Source organism: Photobacterium sp. Alg240-V54 (genome assembly GCF_900537155.1).
GTDB lineage: Bacteria > Pseudomonadota > Gammaproteobacteria > Enterobacterales > Vibrionaceae > Photobacterium.
The window spans coordinates 1-19,648 of sequence record NZ_UNRL01000008.1 but is presented as its reverse complement, the minus strand read 5'-3'; the positions used below and the strand labels follow the sequence as shown (position 1 = coordinate 19,648).

The 19,648-nt window shown below is 44.3% G+C and carries 15 protein-coding genes, 5 tRNA genes and 3 rRNA genes; 4 read left to right on the top strand and 19 right to left on the bottom strand.

The window, feature by feature from the left end; translation table 11 throughout:
* Positions 1–21 precede the first annotated feature (21 nt).
* The 15 genes from rpoB to murB all read right to left on the bottom strand — a co-directional run bounded on the left by rpoB (position 22) and on the right by murB (position 12,384).
* Complete coding sequence (gene rpoB, locus G6R09_RS16090) at positions 22–4,047, bottom strand: DNA-directed RNA polymerase subunit beta (protein ID WP_061000597.1); 4,026 nt, start codon at positions 4,045–4,047, stop codon at positions 22–24.
* A 230-nt stretch (positions 4,048–4,277) separates the two neighbouring features.
* Entirely contained in the window at positions 4,278–4,643 is a 366-nt protein-coding gene (gene rplL / locus G6R09_RS16085) for a 50S ribosomal protein L7/L12 (RefSeq protein WP_065168453.1), read from the bottom strand.
* A 59-nt stretch (positions 4,644–4,702) separates the two neighbouring features.
* Entirely contained in the window at positions 4,703–5,197 is a 495-nt protein-coding gene (gene rplJ / locus G6R09_RS16080; protein ID WP_061000599.1) for a 50S ribosomal protein L10, read from the bottom strand.
* Between the two features lie 251 nt (positions 5,198–5,448).
* Positions 5,449–6,153 (bottom strand): 50S ribosomal protein L1, encoded by a 705-nt coding sequence (gene rplA, locus G6R09_RS16075; protein WP_061000601.1) that lies wholly within the window; start codon positions 6,151–6,153, stop codon positions 5,449–5,451.
* 4 nt (positions 6,154–6,157) lie between these two features.
* A complete protein-coding gene (gene rplK, locus G6R09_RS16070) occupies positions 6,158–6,586 on the bottom strand; it encodes a 50S ribosomal protein L11 (protein WP_065168454.1) in 429 nt (142 codons plus the stop codon).
* Positions 6,587–6,711: 125 nt separating this feature from the next.
* Complete coding sequence (gene nusG, locus G6R09_RS16065; RefSeq protein WP_036788965.1) at positions 6,712–7,257, bottom strand: transcription termination/antitermination protein NusG; 546 nt, start codon at positions 7,255–7,257, stop codon at positions 6,712–6,714.
* Positions 7,258–7,268: 11 nt separating this feature from the next.
* Positions 7,269–7,646, bottom strand: a complete 378-nt coding sequence (secE, locus tag G6R09_RS16060) for a preprotein translocase subunit SecE (RefSeq protein ID WP_045032395.1) — start codon at positions 7,644–7,646, stop codon at positions 7,269–7,271.
* Positions 7,647–7,889: 243 nt separating this feature from the next.
* Positions 7,890–9,074, bottom strand: coding sequence for an elongation factor Tu (gene tuf, locus G6R09_RS16055; RefSeq protein ID WP_163923518.1), 1,185 nt, complete (start codon positions 9,072–9,074; stop codon positions 7,890–7,892).
* Between the two features lie 100 nt (positions 9,075–9,174).
* A tRNA-Thr gene (locus G6R09_RS16050) sits at positions 9,175–9,250 on the bottom strand.
* Between the two features lie 12 nt (positions 9,251–9,262).
* Positions 9,263–9,337, bottom strand: a tRNA-Gly gene (locus tag G6R09_RS16045).
* Positions 9,338–9,379: 42 nt separating this feature from the next.
* Positions 9,380–9,464, bottom strand: a tRNA-Tyr gene (locus G6R09_RS16040).
* Between the two features lie 14 nt (positions 9,465–9,478).
* Positions 9,479–9,554: transfer RNA gene (locus G6R09_RS16035), tRNA-Thr, on the bottom strand.
* Positions 9,555–9,650: 96 nt separating this feature from the next.
* Complete coding sequence (locus tag G6R09_RS16030; RefSeq protein WP_065168666.1) at positions 9,651–10,382, bottom strand: type III pantothenate kinase; 732 nt, start codon at positions 10,380–10,382, stop codon at positions 9,651–9,653.
* Positions 10,382–11,344, bottom strand: a complete 963-nt coding sequence (gene birA / locus G6R09_RS16025; RefSeq protein ID WP_163923515.1) for a bifunctional biotin--[acetyl-CoA-carboxylase] ligase/biotin operon repressor BirA — start codon at positions 11,342–11,344, stop codon at positions 10,382–10,384. Before birA ends, G6R09_RS16030 begins: the two co-directional genes overlap by 1 nt.
* Complete coding sequence (murB, locus tag G6R09_RS16020) at positions 11,341–12,384, bottom strand: UDP-N-acetylmuramate dehydrogenase (protein ID WP_163923512.1); 1,044 nt, start codon at positions 12,382–12,384, stop codon at positions 11,341–11,343. Before murB ends, birA begins: the two co-directional genes overlap by 4 nt.
* Before the next feature lie 74 nt (positions 12,385–12,458).
* On the opposite strand from murB, the gene G6R09_RS16015 reads away from it, so the two are divergent.
* From G6R09_RS16015 to G6R09_RS16000, 4 genes are all read left to right on the top strand, one after another.
* Complete coding sequence (locus G6R09_RS16015) at positions 12,459–12,884, top strand: GNAT family N-acetyltransferase (protein WP_065168663.1); 426 nt, start codon at positions 12,459–12,461, stop codon at positions 12,882–12,884.
* A gap of 128 nt (positions 12,885–13,012) precedes the next feature.
* Complete coding sequence (gene pssA, locus G6R09_RS16010; RefSeq protein ID WP_065168662.1) at positions 13,013–14,362, top strand: CDP-diacylglycerol--serine O-phosphatidyltransferase; 1,350 nt, start codon at positions 13,013–13,015, stop codon at positions 14,360–14,362.
* Between the two features lie 298 nt (positions 14,363–14,660).
* Positions 14,661–14,762 (top strand): winged helix-turn-helix domain-containing protein, encoded by a 102-nt coding sequence (locus G6R09_RS19990; RefSeq protein WP_306440120.1) that lies wholly within the window; start codon positions 14,661–14,663, stop codon positions 14,760–14,762.
* 80 nt (positions 14,763–14,842) lie between these two features.
* A complete protein-coding gene (locus G6R09_RS16000; RefSeq protein ID WP_163923609.1) occupies positions 14,843–15,388 on the top strand; it encodes an IS630 family transposase in 546 nt (181 codons plus the stop codon).
* A 121-nt stretch (positions 15,389–15,509) separates the two neighbouring features.
* On the opposite strand, the gene G6R09_RS15995 is transcribed toward G6R09_RS16000, so the two are convergent.
* The 4 genes from G6R09_RS15995 to G6R09_RS15980 all read right to left on the bottom strand — a co-directional run.
* A tRNA-Asp gene (locus tag G6R09_RS15995) sits at positions 15,510–15,586 on the bottom strand.
* Between the two features lie 72 nt (positions 15,587–15,658).
* Positions 15,659–15,774 (bottom strand): 5S ribosomal RNA (rrf, locus tag G6R09_RS15990).
* A 139-nt stretch (positions 15,775–15,913) separates the two neighbouring features.
* Positions 15,914–18,805 (bottom strand): 23S ribosomal RNA (locus G6R09_RS15985).
* 336 nt (positions 18,806–19,141) lie between these two features.
* Positions 19,142–19,648: ribosomal RNA gene (locus G6R09_RS15980) — 16S ribosomal RNA — on the bottom strand; the annotation flags it as partial.

Sequence of the window (19,648 nt, the reverse complement as noted above, 5' to 3'; positions counted from 1 at the left end):
GTATAGGTGACTAACCTAATCTTATTCGTCTTCCAGCTCGATGTTGATACCCAACGAGCGGATTTCTTTCAACAATACGTTGAATGATTCCGGCATACCAGGTTCCATACGATGATCACCGTCTACGATGTTCTTATACATCTTAGTACGGCCGTTAACGTCATCTGACTTAACGGTTAGCATTTCTTGAAGGGTGTATGCTGCGCCATATGCTTCAAGCGCCCACACTTCCATCTCACCGAAACGCTGACCACCGAACTGAGCTTTACCACCCAGCGGCTGCTGAGTAACTAGGCTGTAAGAACCGGTAGAACGGGCGTGCATCTTGTCATCAACCAAGTGGTTCAGTTTAAGCATGTACATGTAACCTACAGTTACAGGACGCTCAAATGCATCACCAGTACGGCCATCAAACAACTTCAGCTGGCCAGACGATGGTAGATCACCAAGTTGTAGCAACTCTTTGATAGATGATTCTGGACAACCATCAAATACAGGCGTTGCAATTGGTAGACCTTTACGAAGGTTTTGTACAAGTGTACGTACTTCGTCGTCTGATAGTTCAGCAATGTCAACTTTCTGGCGAGTATCACCAAGATTGTAAACACGTTGTAGGAAGTTACGGAACTTATGTAACTCCTGCTGTTCTTTCAGCATATCGTTAAGTTTGTCACCGATACCTTTCGCCGCAAGACCTAAGTGAGTCTCAAGGATCTGACCGATGTTCATACGTGACGGTACACCCAATGGGTTTAGTACGATATCAACCGTTTGACCTTTTTCATCGTATGGCATGTCTTCAACAGGGTTGATCTTAGAGATTACACCCTTGTTACCGTGACGACCTGCCATCTTATCACCAGGTTGGATACGACGACGAACAGCTAGGTATACTTTAACAATCTTAAGTACGCCAGGCGCTAAGTCATCACCCTGAGTGATTTTACGACGCTTAGTTTCAAACTTCTTATCGAACTCAGCTTTCAGTTCATCATACTGTTCTGCAAGCTGTTCCAATTGGTTCTGTAAAGATTCGTCGTCAAGCGTTTGTGCAAACAACGTATCGCGGTTCATTGTAGAGATTTTCTCTTCGCCGTAACCTGCAGATAGTAGAAGCGTACGTACACGAGCAAGAAGACCACCCTCAAGGATCTGGAATTCTTCTGTGATGTCTTTCTTCGCTTCTTTCAGCTGCATCTCTTCAATTTCAAGAGCACGCTTGTCTTTCTCAACGCCGTCGCGAGTAAATACTTGTACGTCAATGATCGTACCAGTAACACTACCAGGAACACGTAGAGATGAATCTTTAACGTCAGAAGCTTTTTCACCAAAGATAGCTCGTAGAAGCTTCTCTTCAGGTGTTAGTTGTGTTTCACCCTTAGGTGTCACTTTACCAACTAGGATGTCGCCACCCTTCACTTCTGCACCGATGTAAACGATACCTGATTCGTCCAACTTAGAAAGCGCTGCTTCACCCACGTTAGGGATATCGGCAGTGATTTCTTCAGAACCCAGCTTCGTATCACGCGCCACACAAGAAAGCTCTTGAATGTGGATAGTTGTGAAACGATCTTCCTGAACTACACGCTCAGAAACTAAGATGGAGTCTTCGAAGTTGTAACCGTTCCAAGGCATGAACGCGATACGCATGTTTTGACCAAGCGCTAGCTCACCAAGGTCTGTTGAAGGACCATCAGCAAGAACATCACCACGTGCTACTGGCTCGCCAGGTAGTACGGTAGGACGCTGGTTAATACATGTGTTCTGGTTAGAACGGGTGTACTTAGTTAGGTTGTAGATATCGATACCTGCTTCACCAGGGATCAATTCGTCTTCGTTAACTTTGATAACGATACGAGAAGCATCTACAGACTGAACTTGGCCGCCACGTTTAGCAACAGCAGTTACACCTGAGTCAACACCGATCTGACGCTCAATACCAGTACCTACTAACGGCTTATCAGCACGAATAGTTGGAACTGCCTGACGTTGCATGTTCGCACCCATAAGGGCACGGTTAGCATCATCGTGTTCTAGGAACGGGATTAGGGATGCAGCCACAGATACAACCTGGTTGGTTGCAACGTCCATGTATTGAACATGGTCACGTGGGTGCAGACCTGAATCGCCTTTCTGACGAGCAGTGATCAATTCGTCAGCAAAAGAACCATCTTCGTTAAGCGCGGCGTTTGCCTGTGCAATAACGTATAGACCTTCTTCAATTGCTGATAGGTATTCGATGTGATCCGAAACTTTTCCGTCTACAACTTTACGGTAAGGTGTTTCCAAGAAACCGTAAGGGTTACAACGCGCAAATACAGATAGCGAGTTGATTAGACCGATGTTTGGACCTTCAGGAGTTTCGATAGGACATAGACGACCGTAGTGAGTCGCGTGTACGTCTCGAACCTCAAAGCCAGCACGTTCACGAGTCAGACCACCTGGACCAAGCGCCGAGATACGACGTTTGTGAGTAACTTCTGACAACGGGTTGTTCTGGTCCATAAACTGTGACAATTGAGAAGAGCCAAAGAACTCTTTCACTGCCGCAGAAATAGGCTTCGCGTTAATTAAGTCTTGAGGCATGATTGCATCAAGATCGCCTAAACTTAGACGCTCTTTAACAGCACGCTCAACACGAACTAGACCTACACGGAATTGGTTTTCAGCCATTTCGCCCACAGAGCGAATACGACGGTTACCAAGGTGGTCGATATCATCAACTTCACCTTTACCGTTACGGATATCGATCAACTTCTTCATCACTTCAATGATGTCTTCGTTGCTCAGGATACCAGGACCAGTTATTTCTTCACGAAGAAGAGAACTGTTGAACTTCATACGACCAACAGCAGAAAGATCGTAACGATCTTCTGAGAAGAACAAGCTTTCAAATAATTGATCAGCTGCTTCGCGTGTTGGTGGCTCGCCAGGGCGCATCATACGGTAGATTTCTACCAATGCACTTAGACGGTCTGTACTGTTATCAACACGTAGTGTTTCTGACATGTACGGGCCGTGATCTAAATCGTTCGTAAATAGAACTTCAATAGACTTATGACCAGCCTGAGATAGAAGAGCTAATGCTTCCAAGCTTAATTCTTGGTTAGCCGTAACAATCAGTTCGCCAGTTTCTTCGTTGATGTAATCACGAGATGCGATCTTGCCAACGATATATTCAACAGGTACTTCGATGCTATCAATGCCATCTTTCGCCAATTGACGAATATGACGAGCAGTGATACGACGACCTTGCTCTACGTAAACTGTGCCGTTCGCTTCGATATCAAAGCTTGCAGTTTCGCCACGTAGACGATCAGGTACCAACTCCATAACTAGAGATTTGCCGCGTACTTCGAAATTAATCTTATCGAAGAACATGTCAAGAATCTGTTCAGTTGTGTAGTTAAGTGCGCGAAGGATAATAGACGCAGGTAGTTTACGACGACGGTCGATACGTACGAAAACATTATCCTTAGGATCGAACTCGAAATCCAACCATGAACCACGGTAAGGAATAACACGAGCGTTATATAACACTTTACCTGAGGAGTGGGTTTTACCCTTATCGCTGTCAAAGAATACACCAGGACTACGGTGCAGCTGAGATACGATAACCCTCTCGGTACCGTTAATAACGAATGTACCGTTATCTGTCATGAGCGGAATTTCGCCCATGTAAACTTCTTGTTCTTTAATGTCTTTTACGGTGCCAGCCGGCGCGTCACGATCATACATGACCAGACGTAGCTTCACGCGTAGTGGAGCAGAATAAGTTACGCCACGAATTTGACATTCTTTGACATCGAAGACCGGCTCACCGAGACGATAGCTAACGTATTGCAGCTCGGAATTGCCATTATAGCTCTGGATTGGAAAAACAGAGCGAAAGGCAGCTTCTAGACCGTAATGCCCTTCAGGATCCTGCTCGATAAATTTTTGGAAAGAATCAAGCTGGATCGATAGCAAGTATGGTGCATCCAACACTTGTGGACGCTTACCAAAATCCTTACGGATACGCTTTTTCTCGGTATAAGAGTAAACCATAGGTTCCTCAGATCGCTGATAAGTGATCCAAACTACCCCATATCACATGCGGGGGTAGTGACTAATCGTTGTTTTTTGTAGTAGGAATATTCCAATGAAACTGGAATATTTTTCACGCAGACAGTGGATACAAAACAAGGTAAAAATACCACCGGTCTATAGCGCAAAAAGGCCGGTGGCATTTTTGCCACCAGCCAATAGCCATAAATGGCTATGAAATCAAATAATTATTATTTAACTTCAACAGAAGCACCAGCTTCTTCTAATTGAGCTTTAAGAGCTTCAGCTTCAGCTTTATCTACGCCTTCTTTAACAGCAGCAGGTGCGCCGTCAACTACAGCTTTAGCTTCTTTAAGGCCAAGACCAGTTGCGCCACGTACAGCTTTGATAACTTGTACTTTGTTAGCGCCAGCAGCTGTTAGGATTACGTCAAATTCAGTTTGCTCTTCAGCTGCGTCTGCAGCTGCGCCGCCTGCAACTACTGCAGCAGCAGCAGTAACACCGAATTTCTCTTCCATAGCTTCGATAAGCTCAACAACTTGCATTACAGACATTTCTGCAACTGCGTCTAGGATTTGCTCGTTAGTGATAGACATAACAATTCTCTTTTAAAGTCAACAATAAGTTTAAATAGTAATCAGATAAAGTGCGGCAATTAAGCAGCAGCTTCTTCTTTCTGATCACGTACAGCCGCGATAGTACGTACAAGTTTACCAGCAGACGCTTCTTTCATGCACATCATTAGGCGTGCGATAGCTTCGTCGTAAGTTGGTAGAGTTGCTAGTACATCAGCGTTGGCAATAGTGCCTTCGAATGCAGCAGCTTTGATCTCGAAGCTTTTATTCTCTTTAGCGAAGTCTTTGAAAAGACGCGCTGCAGCACCTGGGTGCTCATTAGAGAAGCCGATTAGTGAAGGACCAACGAAAACGTCTTGTAGACATTCGAAATCAGTACCTTCAACTGCACGACGTGCTAATGTGTTACGAACAACTCGTAGGTAAACGCCAGCTTCACGAGCTTGTTTACGTAGAGTTGTCATTGCACACACACTAACACCGCGAGAGTCAGCAACAACTGCAGACAGGGCACCATTGGCAGCTTCGTTGACTTCAGCAACAATTGCTTTTTTGTCTTGAAGATTTAATGCCATTGGATTTGCTCCTGGATAATTTCTGGGTCACCCCAGCATTTACACCACTCACTGCCGGTTGACAGGAGAGTTTTACGGCGCAGATCCAAAAAAGACTTACATCAATCATGTTCTGGCACCGTCTACGTAGGTAAATTAAGTTCCGAAAAACACCTACGGTCTTTGACGGAGGTTAATTGAAAACAACTAACCTCAGCCACGAATTCGGAAGCGACAAATTATACACTAACTTATCGCTTCTGCAAATTAGTTTACGCTACGTTAGCTTTCAGAGAGTTCTGATCTAACGCTACACCTGCACCCATAGTGGTAGAGATGCTTACTTTCTTAATGAAAGTACCTTTCGCTGAAGACGGCTTAGCACGCTTCAGTGCAACTAGAAGAGCTTCTAAGTTCTCTTGTAGTTGAGCGGCATCAAAGTTCACCTTACCGATAGTAGTGTGAATGATACCATTTTTGTCGTTACGGTAACGAACCTGACCAGCTTTAGCATTTTTAACTGCTTCAGCAACGTTAGGAGTTACAGTACCAACTTTAGGGTTTGGCATAAGACCACGTGGACCAAGAATGGTACCAAGTTGACCTACAACGCGCATTGCATCAGGAGATGCGATAACAACGTCAAAGTTCATTTCGCCTTTCTTAACAAGAGCAGCTAGATCTTCCATACCTACAAGCTCAGCGCCAGCTTCTTTAGCAGCTTCAGCGTTTGCGCCTTGTGTAAATACAGCAACACGGATGTCACGGCCAGTACCGTTAGGTAGTACAGTTGCACCACGAACGTTTTGGTCAGATTTACGTGCATCAATACCAAGATTAACAGCAACGTCAACACTTTCTACGAATTTAGCAGTCGCTAATTCTTTTAGAAGTGCAACGGCTTCGTTAATTTCGTACTCACGAGTAGAGTCAACTTTGTCACGGATAACGCGCATGCGCTTAGTCAGTTTAGCCATTATCTTAACCCTCTACCACTAGGCCCATTGAACGAGCAGTACCAGCAATTGAACGCTTCATAGCTTCAATGTCAGCACCAGTCATGTCTGCAGCTTTAGTCTCAGCGATCTCTTGGATCTGAGCTTCAGTTACAGTACCCACTTTGTCAGTGTTCGGACGGCCAGAACCAGACTTAAGACCAGCAGCTTTAAGCAGAAGAACTGCAGCAGGTGGTGTCTTAGTGATGAACGTGAAAGAACGGTCACTGTAAACAGTGATAACAACTGGAGTCGGAAGACCTTTCTCGATTGAGTCAGTCTTAGCGTTAAACGCCTTACAGAATTCCATGATGTTTACACCATGTTGACCAAGAGCTGGACCAACTGGTGGACTTGGATTCGCTGCACCAGCTGCAACTTGCAGCTTGATGTAAGCTTCTACTTTTTTAGCCATTGCTATATACCTAATTTTGGGTTCAAACGTCTATTTTAAAACAAATAGACTCCCCGTCTAACGAAAGGGCGCGAAATTATAGCCTAATTCCACACCCCTGACAATACGAGTTGAACAGAATTTGATCAGTTCTTTTCGATTTGACCGAACTCAAGTTCTACTGGTGTTGCACGACCGAAGATTGATACAGAAACCTTCACACGGCTCTTATCATAATCTACAGATTCAATCGTACCATTAAAGTCAGCAAACGGACCATCAGTCACGCGTACCACTTCACCAGGTTCAAATACAGTTTTATGTACAGGAGACTCACTAGCTTGTTGTAGACGGTTTAGGATCGCATCAGCTTCTTTATCAGAAATCGGTGCTGGACGATCAGACGTACCGCCAATGAACCCCATTACACGAGGAATGCTACGTACAAGGTGCCATGTTTCATCGTTCATCACCATTTGTACAAGCACATAGCCAGGGAAGAACTTACGCTCACTCTTACGGCGTTGACCAGCACGCATTTCTACCACTTCTTCCGTCGGTACTAAAACCTCGTCAAAGTGCTCTTCCATACCATGAATTTTGATATGTTCACGTAGTGATTGCGCTACACGGCCTTCAAAACCTGAAAAAGCCTGTACTACATACCAACGTTTTTTTGGAGCTTCGCTCATGAATTCTTACCTCACGCGCCAGTAACTAGGCGCACTAAACGGACCATAATGCCATCAATACCCCAAAGGGCTAATGCCATCACGACAGTGACTGCTAGAACGATAAAGGTTGTCTGCGTAGCTTCCTGACGAGTAGGCCACACTACTTTGCGGACTTCCATGCGCGATTCACGTGCAAACGTAACCACGGATTTACCTTTTGCTGTTAATGCCGCAAAAATACCAGCAACAACCACAAGGGCTACTACGGCAGAAGAGCGCAGAACAACAGAAACATCACTGTATAGGTAATTACCAACCACAGCAGCAGCTAGCAAAGCAAAAACCACGACCCATTTCAGGCCATCCATTTTGCTTTCGCTTTCTTGGTTTTCGGCATTCGCTTTCATACAACCAACCTGTAACTAGTGTTAATCATCTAGACGAAAATAACCCCGCTTGAGCGAGGTCTAGGATGAAGGAAAGGCCTAAACCTTTAATAACATTGATAAAAACTTCATCTTTACGAAATTTCACTTCTACACTTTGAACAAAAAACATTCAATTTAAAGTTAAAGTGTAGAAAAAGGGCATCAAATGATGCCCTTTTTAGTGCTCTATCGTCAAATTTAATTCAACGATGTTAGCGTAACTTATGCAACGATAGTTGCAACAACACCAGCACCAACTGTACGGCCACCTTCACGGATAGCAAAACGTAGACCTTCGTCCATCGCGATAGGTGCGATTAGAGTAACAGTCATAGAGATGTTATCACCAGGCATTACCATTTCAACGCCTTCTGGTAGCTCGATAGTACCAGTTACGTCAGTTGTACGGAAGTAGAACTGTGGACGGTAACCTTTGAAGAAAGGAGTGTGACGACCACCTTCATCTTTAGAAAGAACATAGATTTCTGAAGTGAAAGTTGTGTGTGGAGTGATTGAACCTGGCTTAGCAAGTACTTGACCACGTTGAACGTCATCACGCTTAGTACCACGTAGAAGAACACCAACGTTCTCACCAGCACGRCCTTCGTCAAGAAGCTTACGGAACATCTCAACACCAGTACAAGTAGTTGTAATAGTGTCTACGATACCGATGATAGCAACTTCGTCACCTACACGTACGATACCTTGCTCAATACGACCAGTTACAACAGTACCACGGCCTTGGATTGAGAATACATCTTCGATTGGAAGGATGAATGGTAGATCGATAGCACGCTCTGGCTCTGGAATGTAAGTATCTAGAGCTTCAGCTAGTTCAACAATCTTAGCTTCCCACTCAGCTTCGCCGTTTAGCGCGCCTAGTGCAGAACCCATGATTACTGGGCAATCATCACCTGGGAAATCGTACTCAGAAAGAAGTTCACGAACTTCCATCTCTACTAGCTCAAGTAGTTCTTCATCATCAACCATGTCACACTTGTTCATGAATACGATGATGTAAGGAATACCAACCTGGCGACCAAGTAGGATGTGCTCACGTGTTTGTGGCATAGGACCRTCAGTTGCAGCAACAACTAGGATACCRCCATCCATTTGAGCAGCACCAGTGATCATGTTTTTAACATAATCGGCGTGTCCAGGACAGTCTACGTGTGCGTAGTGACGAGTAGGAGTATCGTACTCAACGTGAGAAGTTGAGATTGTGATACCACGCTCGCGCTCTTCTGGAGCGTTATCGATAGATGCGAAGTCTTTAGCAACACCACCGTACACTTTTGCAAGTGTAGTACAGATAGCAGCAGTTAGAGTTGTTTTACCGTGGTCAACGTGACCGATAGTACCAACGTTAACGTGCGGTTTATTACGTTCGAATTTTTCTTTAGACATGGATAGTCCCTCTGGGCACGGTATTTAGTGGCACTTCGACCACACAACCAAACATGGGTTTGTTGAGTATATAACAAATTGATAAATATTGACTGAAGAGTGGTGCTAATAGGCAGATTCGAACTGCCGGCCTCACCCTTACCAAGGGTGCGCTCTACCAACTGAGCTATATCAGCACACAAGAAGTGTGGAGCGGGCAGCGGGAATCGAACCCGCGTCATCAGCTTGGAAGGCTGAGGTAATAGCCATTATACGATGCCCGCAAAAACTTTTTTACTCGTAGCGCTATTTAACTATTTGAATAATGGTGGTGGGAGAAGGATTCGAACCTTCGAAGGCAGTGCCGGCAGATTTACAATCTGCTCCCTTTGGCCACTCGGGAATCCCACCGAAATTCTTGAAACTGGTGCCGACTACCGGAGTCGAACTGGTGACCTACTGATTACAAGTCAGTTGCTCTACCTACTGAGCTAAGTCGGCTTAATTGATGCGCATTCTAGATAATGATGATTTTTGATGCAATAGCTTAGCGCCATTTTTTTATGCTTTTTTCATCAATTGTCGTAAATTTATCCATTATCGACATTTCGCATACAAAGCAAGCCCTTCAAGTACCAATTCTGAACGGTGGTTATAATTTTTAATATCGTCCAGCGGAAGATGCCTCACTCCCCCACCACACAACACGACAACCGGTTCAATTGGTAATTTTTGACGCGCTTCTTTAAGGCCATATTCAATTAAACCTATCAATGCTGCTCGACAACCATTTTTTAATCCATCCGCAGTATTGTCAGCTAACTGGAGGTTATTACAATGCTCATGATCAGAAAACACCTTGGTGGTATTTTCTAACACCACTTTCATCATTAGTTGATAGCCCGGTGCAATCCAGCCACCAAGGTGCTTTCCATCTCCGCCTAGTACATCAAATGTTAATGCCGTACCAATATCAACCACCACCGTTGGGCGCTTAAATTGTTGATGAATAGCGACTAACGTTAACCAACGATCAACCCCTAGATATTGATACTCGTTATAGCCATTTTTAACCCCAAAATCCTTACGCATGGTTTTCACATGTAATACAGGTATATTTGACACCTGTGCAATACGCTGGATGGTATTATCGACCTCAACAGGACCAACACTGGCAAAAACAATCCGTTTGATTTTTTGTTCTAAAATAGGATCAAGCACTAACTCAAGTTTCTTACTTGGATATTTGCCAATTAACTCTACCTGACCATTTACGGATAATAGGGCAACCTTAACGTAAGTATTCCCCGCTTCAATTAATAATTGCATTAGCAACCTCTAAGGCTGATTTCACCACCAACATAAGCAGTAATACCATTGTCCGTTTCAAGTAATAACGCGCCTTGCTCATTAATACCACGAGCAATGCCTTCAACAACACGCTCACCAATAAGCAATTTCACAGGGCGGTTTAAAAAGTTATCAATTTTATTCCAACGCTCAACAAAACCACAAAGACCAACCGCTTCATATTCAGTTAACGTTTGATGGATACGCTCAATTAATGTTGCCGCTAACACGTTACGCGATGGTAACGGCGAACAAGCAGCACTTAAATTAGTCCATGCTTGATCTATCATATTGGTCGCCACCGTTGGCATCGCAATATTAAGTCCCATTCCGATCACTAAATGCGCAGCATCACCAGCCTTTCCCGTCATTTCAACTAAAATACCAGCCAATTTTTGATCATGACAATATAGATCATTGGGCCATTTGACACGAATATCAGGCGCACCAAATTGCTGTAAGGTTTCAGCGATCGCAACGCCTACCACCAAACTTAATCCCATCGCAGCTGCAACACCGGCCTCTAAGCGCCAATAAGTAGATAGATAAAGATTACTACCAAAAGGTGATTGCCACTGTCGACCTCGGCGGCCACGACCCGCTTGTTGATATTCTGCTAAACAAACTGCCCCACTCGGTAATTGGCCGACTTGATCAAGCAAATATTGATTTGTCGAATCAATCACCGGAATCAACTCTAGCTGAGGACAACTAACTAATTCAGTAATGCGTTGACTATCAAGCAATTCAATCGGCGCAGCTAAGCAATAACCTTTCCCTTGGACACTATATAAATCAAGTCCCCACTGCTGAATGATTTTAATTTGCTTAGCAATACCAGCGCGTGACATTCCTAATGTAGCCCCCAATTGTTCACCTGAATGAAATTGACCATCCGCTAATAAACCAATCAAGGCTAAACGGGTTGAATGCTCTTTCATGATGCTAAAATCTCGCTCAAATGGGTTTCAGCACTCGCCGCCATAAATCGAACTTCATGTTCCAGAGCAACACCAAATTTCTCTACAACCCGATCAACGACATATTGTGCTAAATTAACCACATCCTGTGCCGTTGCCGTACCGATATTGGTTAATACTAATGCTTGCTGTGGGTGCACTTTCGCCCCACCAATTTGATACCCTTTAAGACCACACTGATCGATCAACCAACCAGCAGCTAATTTCACCTGCAGATCGTCAACACCATAGCTAGGCATAGCAGGATAGTCAACAAGTAGCTTATCTCGTAATGTTTTGGATATAATAGGATTTTTAAAAAAACTACCTGCATTACCAATTTCTGTTGGATCTGGTAGCTTGGCTTTACGGACAGCACAAACAGTATCAAACACTTGTTGAATCGTCACCGCTGTCACATCGAATTGATTTAAAGGCGCATAAGCAATTTGAGGCTGCCATTGTTTTGGTAAGCACAAACCAACGGCAACAATAATATGACCATCTTTTAATTGATGCTTAAAAATTGAGTCTCGATAGCCAAACTCACAAGCACTAGCCTCATAACGTCGAACATCATTAGTGTTCACGTCTAGAACATCAACATATTGGCATACATCTTTGAGTTCAATGCCGTAAGCACCAATATTTTGAATAGGTGAAGAACCAACACAACCAGGAATAAGGGCTAAATTTTCTAAACCACCAATATTGTGTTTTACACACCAACTCACGAGTTGATGCCAATCCTCACCGCCGCCGACGTGCAGACAATAACAGTTATCGGTTTCTGTTAATGTAATACCTTTAATTCTATTGAGAATAATCACGCCTTGATAATCTTCACAAAAAAGTAAATTACTTCCTTGCCCTACAACCAACTTAGGCATGTTATTAAATTTGGCATCGCGCCAAATATTAATAAAGTCATCAATAGTTTCAGCTTCTACAATCTGCGTGGCTACAGCATCAATACCAAAGGTATGATAAGGCGCTAACCCATGATCAGGTAAAACTTTCATGTTAATTTAAGACCGTATCTTTATACTAATGGGGTTATTTTACCCGAATCAATCTCACAACGCAGTGTTTTCCCATGAACCCAATTCGTTATCAGCAGTTAAATCCAATTCGATTACCTATCATTAATAAACTCTATAAAGATTTTTATCCGGCAGGCAAAGCAAAACGTGATGAGATCCTATGGGTAGGTGAATCACAACAAGGTGTTATCTGTTGCGTTCGGTTTAAGTCTATCGGCGAGTTGCAACTATTAACAGGCATGTTAGTTAAACCTGAATACAGACATCAGAAAATAGCAACTCAATTACTTCAACACGCCATACCACAAATACAACAAAAGCCGTGTTATTGCTTTGCATTTAAAGAACTTGAAGCGCTTTACCAGCGTGCTGGATTTATCACTCTGCAACCGCAGCAATTACCGCATGATTTACTACAACGATTTGAACGTTATTGCCATAGCGGAAAAAAGCTAATACCGATGCACTATAACGCTTAGAGATTGTTATAAATTCGTGAGGTGATCATATATCTAGCAATGAGATAGGTTGACTTAGCGCTTTTTCTGATATAATTCGTTCCTTAACTCAAATTTATCTTCTTATAGATCGTGTAAACGAGGCGATAATGGATTCAGCTATTGCTAATAGGCAGTATATAGATCAACTGCCGTGTATTGCGCACAAGCCCGAAAATTTAGAGACTCTTTTTGACGCGAGCTCTTTCAGAAAGCGCTTATACCAAGAAATTGATTCAGCACAGCAGCGCATTTATATCGTTGCTCTTTATCTACAAGATGATGAGGCTGGTCGCGGCATATTAACGGCGCTATACGAAGCAAAGCAACGTAATCCAGCATTAGACATAAAAGTCTTTGTAGATTGGCATCGTGCTCAACGCGGCCTTATTGGCGCAAGTCAATCAGATGGTAATGCTGCCTTATACCGTGAATATGCAGAAAAATACCAGTTCCCAATCGAAGTATTAGGTGTTCCGGTACGTAACCGTGAAGTCTTTGGTGTTTTACACTTAAAAGGCTTCGTCATAGATAACACTGTTATCTATAGCGGTGCGAGCCTTAATGATGTCTACTTAGCCCAACATGACCGTTATCGTTATGATCGTTACCATGTTATCAAGAACAGCAAGCTTGCTGACAGCATGGCGACATTTATTACCGAAACGTTAGTCGAAAGTGATGCTGTTAATTGTTTAAATCAAGCACAGCGTCCCGATACCAAATCGTTAAAAAGTGCCATTAAAGATCTTCGCGCTGAGTTACAACAGGCAAGCTATCACTATACTGCAGAATCTATTGCAACCGATGAAGTTGGACTAACACCACTAATCGGCTTGGGTAAACGTCGTAACCAACTTAACCAAGAAATTTGTGCGTTGATTGCAAGTTCACAACATGAATTAACCATATGTACGCCCTATTTCAACTTTCCACGTGGTGTTAGTAAAGAAGTCATTAAAGCATTAAAGCGTGGTGTTAAAATTACAATTGTTGTCGGTGATAAAACTGCGAATGATTTTTATATTCCGCCATCAGAGCCTTTTAAAACAATTGCCGGCTTACCTTATCTATATGAAGTAAATCTACGTAATTTTGCAAAAAATAACGAGGCAGCAATTGCTAGTCGTCAATTAGCAATTCATCTGTGGAAACACGACAATAATAGCTTTCACCTCAAAGGTATTTGGGTTGATAATCAATATATGTTGATTACGGGTAATAATTTAAACCCTCGCGCATGGAAACTTGATTTAGAGAATGCCATTCTAATTCACGACAAAAATCAACTCCTAGCACAGCAAACTCAACAAGAAATTGATTGTATCCTTACCCATACCACTTTAATTGGTAGCTATAAACAAATCGAAAAAATTGATAGCTACCCACCTCAAGTAAAGAAATTAATTAAGCGAATCCGTCGCGTTAAAGCAGACCACATCCTTAATCAGATTTTATAGTGCCTATTGACTGCGCAGCAATGTGTTATTGTTGCTGCGCTATCTATTTAAACGCCACCTCTAATCGACAACAGGCCCTCCATCACCTGTTTATCGTAAATCCCACACAAATTACCTATACTTAATAAAGATTGATTTTATTGACATTAAGCGAACAGAAATTACCATTCCAACATCAGTGCGTCCTCGGCGTGACAGACCGCGTAGTGGACGTCCTGCATTTCTCACTCCTAAACAACATAAGCAGCTATCCAATTATATTAAACTTAAAGCTCAAGACTCTTAGGGTGGGCGATTAATAGGCGCGGATATTCACACTTATATTCTCAAAGAATTTGATAAAAACTACCATCCAAATTCTATCTATTATCTACTTAAGCGCACGGGCTTTCGTGGATAACCTCACGGTCAAAACATCCAAAACAATCACAACAGACCCAGGATAATTTTAAAAAAATTTAAAATTGAAACGATCCTAAGATCCCTCGACATATAAGGCTCAATAAGGTCGATGTATGGTTTAAAGATAAAGCAAGGTTTGGACAACAAAATACCACTACCCGTCTTTGGGCTAAGCGAGGAACTCGACCAAGAGCGATAAAACAACAGCAGTTTGAATATGTTTATCTCTTTGGCTCTGTGTGTCCAACAAGAGGAATTGGTGAGGCGTTAGTGGTACCTTGGGTAAATAAAGAAATAATGACTGAGCACCTTGCTCAAATATCACGAATCACCGAAAAAGGTCGTCATGCTCTTGTGGTAATGGATGGTGCCGGTTGGCACACTGACGATATTGCCAATCCGTTTAATAATCTCAGCATCATCAAGCTTCCACCCTATTCCCCTGAACTTAACCCAATTGAACAAGTTTGGAGTTGGTTACGACAACACTATCTCGCTAATCAAAATTTTACTGATTATAACGACATTGTCGATAAGGTCTGTCTTGCATGGAATCGATTGAATGAATCGGCTTCACGCATTACAAAAATGTGTTCAAGGGATTGGATCAATCTGACCAGTTAATTTCCCAGATTGGTATTATATCGCCTCGTGGGTTCATGGGGCGGATACACCACACTATCGTTACCATTTTCTACAGACGAAAAAAAACCTGAATCGTTAGATTCAGGTTTCTTTTTAAAAATGGCGGAGTGGACGGGACTCGAACCCGCGACCCCCGGCGTGACAGGCCGGTATTCTAACCAACTGAACTACCACTCCGCAGTGTCTATTCAGCATAAATGCAACTTGTTGTCTCTACCTTTTTATCAAAAAGATAAAAACGAAATTAAAGCCTGGCGATGTCCTACTCTCACATGGGGAGACCCCACACTACCATCGGCGCTATTACGTTTCACTACTGAGTTCGGCAAGGGATCAGGTGGGTCCATAACGCTATGGTCGCCAAGCAAATTCTGTTTTATTTATTACCTTATGGTAATAAATAGCAATCTGGGAAAATCTAACTAGTTTGTTCTCAACACGTCATTCAAGTGTTTGTAGAGTCCGTCTCTTCTCTTTTGAGAAGAAAAACCCCTTGGGTGTTGTATGGTTAAGCCTCACGGGCAATTAGTATCAGTTAGCTCAATGCCTCRCAGCACTTACACACCTGACCTATCAACGTTGTAGTCTTCAACAACCCTTTAGAGACCTTAAAGGTCTAGGGATGACTCATCTTGAGGCTCGCTTCCCGCTTAGATGCTTTCAGCGGTTATCGATTCCGAACTTAGCTACCGGGCAATGCATCTGGCGATACAACCCGAACACCAGCGGTTCGTCCACTCCGGTCCTCTCGTACTAGGAGCAGCCCCTCTCAATCATCCAACGCCCACGGCAGATAGGGACCGAACTGTCTCACGACGTTCTAAACCCAGCTCGCGTACCACTTTAAATGGCGAACAGCCATACCCTTGGGACCGACTTCAGCCCCAGGATGTGATGAGCCGACATCGAGGTGCCAAACACCGCCGTCGATATGAACTCTTGGGCGGTATCAGCCTGTTATCCCCGGAGTACCTTTTATCCGTTGAGCGATGGCCCTTCCATTCAGAACCACCGGATCACTATGACCTGCTTTCGCACCTGCTCGAATTGTCATTCTCGCAGTCAAGCGGGCTTATGCCATTGCACTAACCTCACGATGTCCGACCGTGATTAGCCCACCTTCGTGCTCCTCCGTTACTCTTTGGGAGGAGACCGCCCCAGTCAAACTACCCACCAGGCACTGTCCGTAACCCCGATAAGGGGTCGACGTTAGAACATCAAGCATACAAGGGTGGTATTTCAAGATTGACTCCACAACCACTGGCGCGGTTGCTTCAACGTCTCCCACCTATCCTACACATGTAGGGTCAATGTTCAGTGCCAAGCTATAGTAAAGGTTCACGGGGTCTTTCCGTCTAGCCGCGGGTACACAGCATCTTCACTGCGATTTCAATTTCACTGAGTCTCGGGTGGAGACAGCGTGGCCATCATTACGCCATTCGTGCAGGTCGGAACTTACCCGACAAGGAATTTCGCTACCTTAGGACCGTTATAGTTACGGCCGCCGTTTACCGGGGCTTCGATCAAGAGCTTCGACCGAAGTCTAACCCCATCAATTAACCTTCCGGCACCGGGCAGGCGTCACACCGTATACGTCATCTTTCGATTTTGCACAGTGCTGTGTTTTTAATAAACAGTTGCAGCCACCTGGTATCTGCGACTCCCGGCAGCTTAGAGAGCAAGTCTCATCACCGCTAGGAGCGTACCTTCTCCCGAAGTTACGGTACCATTTTGCCTAGTTCCTTCACCCGAGTTCTCTCAAGCGCCTTGGTATTCTCTACCTGATCACCTGTGTCGGTTTGGGGTACGATTTCTTATAATCTGAAGCTTAGAAGCTTTTCCCGGAAGCATGGCATCAATGACTTCACTACCGTAGTAGCTCGACATCGTATCTCAGCCTTAAGATGGTCCGGATTTGCCTAAACCATCAGCCTACATACTTGGACCTGGACAACCGTCGCCAGGCTCACCTAGCCTTCTCCGTCCCTCCATCGCAATTATAAGAAGTACGGGAATATTAACCCGTTTCCCATCGACTACGCCTTTCGGCCTCGCCTTAGGGGTCGACTTACCCTGCCCCGATTAACGTTGGACAGGAACCCTTGATCTTCCGGCGAGGGAGTTTTTCACTCCCTTTATCGTTACTCATGTCAGCATTCGCACTTCTGATACCTCCAGCAAGCTTTACAACTCACCTTCAACGGCTTACAGAACGCTCCCCTACCCAATATGACAAGTCATATTGCCGCAGCTTCGGTGTATAGCTTAGCCCCGTTAAATCTTCCGCGCAGGCCGACTCGACCAGTGAGCTATTACGCTTTCTTTAAATGATGGCTGCTTCTAAGCCAACATCCTGGCTGTCTGAGCCTTCCCACATCGTTTCCCACTTAGCTATAACTTTGGGACCTTAGCTGGCGGTCTGGGTTGTTTCCCTCTTCACGACGGACGTTAGCACCCGCCGTGTGTCTCCCGGATATTACTTACTGGTATTCGGAGTTTGCAAAGGGTTGGTAAGTCGGGATGACCCCCTAGCCTTAACAGTGCTCTACCCCCAGTAGTATTCGTCCGAGGCGCTACCTAAATAGCTTTCGGGGAGAACCAGCTATCTCCGAGTTTGATTGGCCTTTCACCCCTAGCCACAAGTCATCCGCTAATTTTTCAACATTAGTCGGTTCGGTCCTCCAGTAAGTGTTACCTCACCTTCAACCTGCCCATGGCTAGATCACTCGGTTTCGGGTCTAATCCTAGCAACTATGACGCCCAGTTAAGACTCGGTTTCCCTACGGCTCCCCTAAACGGTTAACCTTGCTACTAAAATTAAGTCGCTGACCCATTATACAAAAGGTACGCAGTCACCCAACAAGTGGGCTCCTACTGCTTGTACGTACACGGTTTCAGGTTCTATTTCACTCCCCTCACAGGGGTTCTTTTCGCCTTTCCCTCACGGTACTGGTTCACTATCGGTCAGTCAGGAGTATTTAGCCTTGGAGGATGGTCCCCCCATGTTCAAACAGGATATCACGTGTCCCGTCCTACTCGATTTCACTAATAAAGCGTTGTTGGTTACGGGGCTATCACCCTGTATCGCGGTACTTTCCAGAACCTTCACCTAACGCTGAACTAACTTAAGGGCTAATCCGGTTTCGCTCGCCGCTACTACCGGAATCTCGGTTGATTTCTCTTCCTCGGGGTACTTAGATGTTTCAGTTCCCCCGGTTCGCTTCATTAACCTATGTATTCAGTTAATGATACTAGCTTATGCTAGTGGGTTTCCCCATTCGGAAATCCCAGACTCAAGTGGCTTTTACTGCCTAATCTGGGCTTATCGCAAGTTAATACGTCCTTCATCGCCTCTGACTGCCAAGGCATCCACCGTGTACGCTTAGTCACTTAACCATACAACCCCAAGAGGTCTTGTATGTTCAACTAACCAAGGTTTGTGTTTAATAATCCGATCAAKAAAATATTAAACATTGGTTTTTCGCCGGACTCGATACAAGACACTTGAATGTGTGTTGTTTTGAGAACTCGTTTTTATTCGAAAATAAAAACATTTTTTAAAATCAATCTTTCGATTGAATTTACTAGTCAGCTTTCCAGATTGTTAAAGAGCATAACGCAAAAAAGCGTTAATCAATGCGTGAGCATTAATTAGCACTTTCGTACTTTTCTTTTAACTAATTTACCAAGCAATCTGTGTGGACACTGCATAAAACAGCATAAGTYTTTAGGTAAGGAGGTGATCCAGCCCCAGGTTCCCCTAGGGCTACCTTGTTACGACTTCACCCCAGTCATGAACCACACCGTGGTAAACGCCCTCCCGAAGGTTAAGCTATCTACTTCTGGTGCAGCCCACTCCCATGGTGTGACGGGCGGTGTGTACAAGGCCCGGGAACGTATTCACCGTGACATTCTGATTCACGATTACTAGCGATTCCGACTTCATGGAGTCGAGTTGCAGACTCCAATCCGGACTACGACGTACTTTGTGGGATTCGCTTACTATCGCTAGTTTGCAGCCCTCTGTATACGCCATTGTAGCACGTGTGTAGCCCTACTCGTAAGGGCCATGATGACTTGACGTCGTCCCCACCTTCCTCCGGTTTATCACCGGCAGTCTCCCTGGAGTTCCCACCATTATGTGCTGGCAAACAAGGATAAGGGTTGCGCTCGTTGCGGGACTTAACCCAACATTTCACAACACGAGCTGACGACAGCCATGCAGCACCTGTCTCAGAG

Bases quoted from the DNA above. Each gene is read 5' to 3' on its own strand.
- murB (WP_163923512.1), bottom strand. From the start codon at position 12,384: ATGAAAGTTTTACCTGATCATGGGTTAGCGCCTTATCATACCTTTGGT.
- G6R09_RS16015 (WP_065168663.1), top strand. From the start codon at position 12,459: ATGAACCCAATTCGTTATCAGCAGTTAAATCCAATTCGATTACCTATC.
- rplL (WP_065168453.1), bottom strand. From the start codon at position 4,643: ATGTCTATCACTAACGAGCAAATCCTAGACGCAGTTGCAGAAATGTCT.
- birA (WP_163923515.1), bottom strand. From the start codon at position 11,344: ATGAAAGAGCATTCAACCCGTTTAGCCTTGATTGGTTTATTAGCGGAT.
- rpoB (WP_061000597.1), bottom strand. From the start codon at position 4,047: ATGGTTTACTCTTATACCGAGAAAAAGCGTATCCGTAAGGATTTTGGT.
- rplA (WP_061000601.1), bottom strand. From the start codon at position 6,153: ATGGCTAAACTGACTAAGCGCATGCGCGTTATCCGTGACAAAGTTGAC.
- pssA (WP_065168662.1), top strand. From the start codon at position 13,013: ATGGATTCAGCTATTGCTAATAGGCAGTATATAGATCAACTGCCGTGT.
- secE (WP_045032395.1), bottom strand. From the start codon at position 7,646: ATGAAAGCGAATGCCGAAAACCAAGAAAGCGAAAGCAAAATGGATGGC.
- nusG (WP_036788965.1), bottom strand. From the start codon at position 7,257: ATGAGCGAAGCTCCAAAAAAACGTTGGTATGTAGTACAGGCTTTTTCA.
- G6R09_RS16030 (WP_065168666.1), bottom strand. From the start codon at position 10,382: ATGCAATTATTAATTGAAGCGGGGAATACTTACGTTAAGGTTGCCCTA.
- rplJ (WP_061000599.1), bottom strand. From the start codon at position 5,197: ATGGCATTAAATCTTCAAGACAAAAAAGCAATTGTTGCTGAAGTCAAC.
- rplK (WP_065168454.1), bottom strand. From the start codon at position 6,586: ATGGCTAAAAAAGTAGAAGCTTACATCAAGCTGCAAGTTGCAGCTGGT.